The 4334-nt window shown below is 63.4% G+C and carries 5 protein-coding genes; all 5 read right to left on the bottom strand.

Annotation, left to right across the window (positions count from 1 at the left end; translation table 11 throughout):
* Window positions 1-798, bottom strand: a 798-nt coding sequence (locus tag VMA74_RS07790; RefSeq protein ID WP_325366069.1) for a glycosyltransferase family 39 protein, incomplete at its 3' end; no start/stop codon positions are given.
* A 226-nt stretch (window positions 799-1024) separates the two neighbouring features.
* Window positions 1025-1327 carry a DUF962 domain-containing protein gene (locus tag VMA74_RS07795; RefSeq protein ID WP_325366070.1) on the bottom strand — a complete coding sequence of 101 codons (303 nt, stop codon included), beginning with the start codon at window positions 1325-1327 and terminating at the stop codon, window positions 1025-1027.
* A gap of 69 nt (window positions 1328-1396) precedes the next feature.
* Window positions 1397-2272, bottom strand: a complete 876-nt coding sequence (locus VMA74_RS07800) for a pirin family protein (protein WP_325366071.1) — start codon at window positions 2270-2272, stop codon at window positions 1397-1399.
* A gap of 13 nt (window positions 2273-2285) precedes the next feature.
* Entirely contained in the window at window positions 2286-3344 is a 1059-nt protein-coding gene (locus tag VMA74_RS07805) for an NADH:flavin oxidoreductase/NADH oxidase (RefSeq protein ID WP_325366072.1), read from the bottom strand.
* 54 nt (window positions 3345-3398) lie between these two features.
* Window positions 3399-4232, bottom strand: coding sequence for an alpha/beta fold hydrolase (locus tag VMA74_RS07810; RefSeq protein WP_325366073.1), 834 nt, complete (start codon window positions 4230-4232; stop codon window positions 3399-3401).
* Window positions 4233-4334: the final 102 nt, after the last annotated feature.

Here is a 4334-nt window from a genome sequence, read left to right on the forward strand (position 1 = left end):
TCCGTCGCTGAAAGCAAGAATCGCTACGTAGAACGGCACGATGCACCCGATGATCGCCGCGGCGCTCCACAGCCAGTTGCGGCCAAAAGCAGCCCGGGTCGCCGACGACGGCGCCAGCGAGCGCCAGATCAGCCACAAGGAAAGATTGGAGGCGATCAGCCAAGGCACCGCGTCGCCAAGCACATCCAGCGCCGCGATGGTACCGAACGCATACGCACACCACCCAATGCGTTCGGCGTCCCCGCGCCGCACGTCGATGGCCGCGCGCTGCGGCTGTTGTGCAAGCCGCAGCAACCCCCACAACGCCACCGTGATCAACAAGGTCACCAGCGCGTAGGAGCGTGCCTCCTGCCCGTACTGCACTTGCAGGGGCGATAGCGCCATCAACAGCCCGGCAACGATGCCGGCGCGGCAACTGCCGATGCGCGACGCGATCACATACACCATCCCCGCCGACATCGCGCCGAACAGTGCGGAAGGAATGCGTATCCACGCCTCGCCCGCGCCAAATACGAAGGACAACAGCCGCAACAGCAGGAAATAGGCGGGCATGTGGCGACTGGCAAAACTGTCGACCACCAATCCACCCAAGTCCCGGTGAATGCGCTGCAACGTCAAGGCCTCGTCAAGCCACAGCGTTTGATGATCGATGCGGAACAAGCGCGCCACCAGGGCGAACGCCACGATCGCCAGCAGCCAGACCCTGTCGGCGCGCAGCTTCGATGCGGCACCGCCGTCGAGGGCATGACGGCGATACAAAGCATCCGTACTTATCGCAGAGGTGATGGCATCGTTCATGCGCTGGCTACCCGCAGTCGAACCTGGCAGAGGACAAGCAAATGTAACGTGCACCCTATCCATCGGTTGTCTCGCGCATATGACAGGTTGGTGCACATTCAGTAGAAAAATTTTGCGGATGTGATTTGCGGCATGAATGGGGTGTGAAGTCCTTTCCTACGCCATACTGAGATGCATTCCTTTACATATTTGCAACGTTCGTTTGGCTTGCGCCAAACCTGCACGATCAGATCTTCACCTTGCCTCGCAACACCTCCCAATACATCACCCAATCGCCCATCAAGCTGTACAGCGGGTGGCGAAACGTGGCCGGCCTGTTCTTCTCGAACGCGAAATGGCCGATCCATGCAAACCCGTAGCCCACGACCGGCGCCAACCACAGCCATCCCAGCCGTCCTGAGGCCAGCGCAAACAGCAAGATCAGCAGCACCAGCGAACTGCCGACGAAATGCAGCCGGCGACAACGGCGATCTCGGTGTTCGTTGAGGTAGTAAGGGTAGAAATCACGGAAGCTAGCAAACGCGGACATGGCTGCCCCACAATGTGTCCATGGCGGTCAGCGTAATCCCCGCATGCCGCATATGCATGCTGCAGGACGTCACACCGGCAGCGGAATGAACTCTTCTTCGTCGCCGGCCACCTTGGCGAATCGCTGGGCCAGCCAATCCGCCTTGGCCAGCTCGATGCGCTCGAGCGAACTCGACACGAAGTTCCACCATAGATGCCGCTCGCCATCCAGCGGTGCACCGCCGAACAGCATCACGCGGCTGTTCGTTTTCGCCCTCACCGCCGGGGCCGGTGCGCCGGCCTGCACGGCCATCTGGGCGGACATCAGGCCGAGATCGCCCCAAGCGACCTCGCCCTCGATCACGTGCACGCCGCGCTCGGCATGCTCGTCCGGCAGCGCCAGCTCCGCGCCGGCATCCAGCCGGGCTTCGATCAAGAACATCGGCGCAAACACTTTCACCGGCGATGCATGGCCGTAAGCCGTCCCGGCGATCAGCACCAGCTCCGCACCGGGCTGGCGCATGCGCGGCAGGCTTTGGGCGTCGTGATGGTGGAATGCCGGTTCCGTCTCTTCATGGTCGCGTGGCAGGGCCACCCACACCTGGATCCCGTGCATGCGCTGTCCACGCATGCGTGCTTCCGGCGGGGTGCGTTCCGAGTGAACGATGCCGCGCCCGGCCGTCATCCAGTTCACCGCACCGGGAGTGATGTCCGCCACGCTGCCGAGACTGTCGCGATGGCGGATGCTGCCGTCGAACAACCAGGTGACGGTGGCCAGCCCGATGTGCGGATGCGGCCGCACATCCAGGCCTTTGCCGGGCGCGAAATCCGTCGGTCCCATGTGGTCGTAAAACACGAACGGTCCCAGGTGGCGCGCGGTGAGCACCGGCAACAGGCGTCGCACGACAAAGCCATCGCCAAGGTCGTGCAAGCGGCTTTTGTCGATCAGGGTCGGGAGCGTCTGCACGTTTGGATTCCGGTTACCAGGCGCGTTGATATTGCACCGGCGGAGTGATCGTCGCACCCAGTTCCTGCGCGGCGCGACGTGGAAAGTAGGGATCGCGCAGGCTGGCACGCGCGATCAGCACCAGGTCCGCGGCGCCGCCGGCAATGATGCCATCGGCCTGGCCCGGCTCGGTGATCAGCCCCACCGCCCCGGTGGCCATGCCGGTCTCCTGGCGGATGCGCGCCGCAAACGGCACCTGGTAACCCGGGCCGAGCGGAATCTTGACATGCGGCACCAGGCCACCGCTGGAAACGTCGACCAGGTCGACACCCAGCGCGGAAAGCTGACCGGCCAGGCGCACGCTGTCGTCGATGGTCCAGCCGTGATCGGCCCAATCGGTTGCCGAAATACGCAGCCACAGCGGCAACGGGTCCGGCCAGACCTCACGCACGGCGCGGATGACTTCGCGCACCAGGCGCGTGCGGTTTTCGAAACTGCCGCCATATTCGTCGTTGCGGTGGTTGCTGAGCGGCGACATGAACTGATGCAACAGGTACCCATGTGCGCCGTGCAGCTCGACCAGCTTGAAGCCCGCATCCTTCGCACGCACGGCAGCCGCGCGGAAATCCGCCACCACCTTGCGGATGCCGTCGATGTCCAACGCCTGCGGTACATGCCAATCGTGGTCGAAGGGAATGGCTGAAGGCGCCACGGTCTGCCAAGCCCCCTGCTCCACCGGAAGCGATCCACCGCCTTCCCAAGGACGCCAGGCACTGGCCTTGCGGCCAGCATGCGCCAATTGCACGCCGGGAACCGCACCTTGCTCGGCCAGGAAGGCAGCAATAGGACGCCAGGCTTCTACCTGCTCATCGTTCCAGATCCCCGTGTCGTGCGCGGAAATGCGCCCCTCGGGCGACACGGCGGTGGCCTCCGTGATCACCGCGCCAGCGCCACCTACGGCGCGGCTACCCAGGTGCACCATGTGCCAGGTGTTCGGCACGCCATCCTGCGCCGAGTACTCGCACATCGGCGAGACTACGATGCGATTGCGCAAAATCTGGCTACGTTGGATATAAGGCTCGAACAGCTTCATCGCGACACCGCCGTGGCAAACAAAGCGCACTACATGGCGGCAACCGAAAACCGATCAAGTGCCGGGATCGATAGCCATGGATGCCAGCCATTGCGCAACGATGCCGTCAGGCGCCTTCATCCAGCTGAAATGATCCGCGGGCTGACCTGCCAACTGCTCGGGCGCAACGATGTCCGTGCGCTTTGCAGCCCGAGGCATCTTGTCGAGCAGCCATGCCAGCGACCGCGATGGCGCAAGCCAGTCGTCGCGCAATACCTGTGCCAAGACAGGTATCTGCAGAGCGCCCAGCTGCTGTTCGAAATCCACCGCCATGCCACGTGCGGCATAGCGTCCGCTGCGCCCGCTGCGTGACCAGTCCGCGCTGACGCCACGTGCTTCGTTGCCGCCAAAACCAAGCCGGCGTCCGGGCAGGTAGCCCACCAGTCGCGATAATGGCGTGGCCAAGCCAAGCGCGGCAAAAATCAAAGGGGCGTAGGCAAACGTGCGCCAATAGGGCGAACCGCTCGCAACCAGCAGAATACCGGTTATGTCATGACGATGCAGACTCGCATAAAGGCAGGAGAGTTGCCCGCCCAGGCTATGGCCTCCCACCCAGAACTCCGCCTGCGGCCAGCGCTTTCTCGCCTCGCGCACACCTGCGGGGAGATCCATTTCAAGCAACTCGCGATAGCCCCAGTCGTGGCTTCGGCTTGCCCGGCGGTCACTGGAACCTATGCCTCGCCATTCGTGCAAGGCAACCACTACGCCACGGGCGGCAAACGCTTCGGCCAACCATAAATAGTGCTTCGCCGCGACGCCCATTGCCGGCAGCCAGTAGACACATTGCGCTGCGGGCTCGTCAGGCTGCACGCAAATCAATTCACTGCGTGCGCCATCTGCTGCGGTCACCGGCACAACCGTAGTCGATACGGTGCGGATGGAAGACGATTCGAGGAACGCTGACATCGACGCAGCTTACCTGATCGCGCAAAAACAAAAGGCCGGCCCAGG

This window comes from Dyella sp. (assembly GCF_035508675.1).
Lineage (GTDB): Bacteria > Pseudomonadota > Gammaproteobacteria > Xanthomonadales > Rhodanobacteraceae > Dyella_B.

What these genes read in the sequence shown, in the direction of transcription:
- VMA74_RS07795 (WP_325366070.1), bottom strand. Translation starts at nt 1,327, where the DNA reads ATGTCCGCGTTTGCTAGCTTCCGTGATTTCTACCCTTACTACCTCAAC.
- VMA74_RS07805 (WP_325366072.1), bottom strand. Translation starts at nt 3,344, where the DNA reads ATGAAGCTGTTCGAGCCTTATATCCAACGTAGCCAGATTTTGCGCAAT.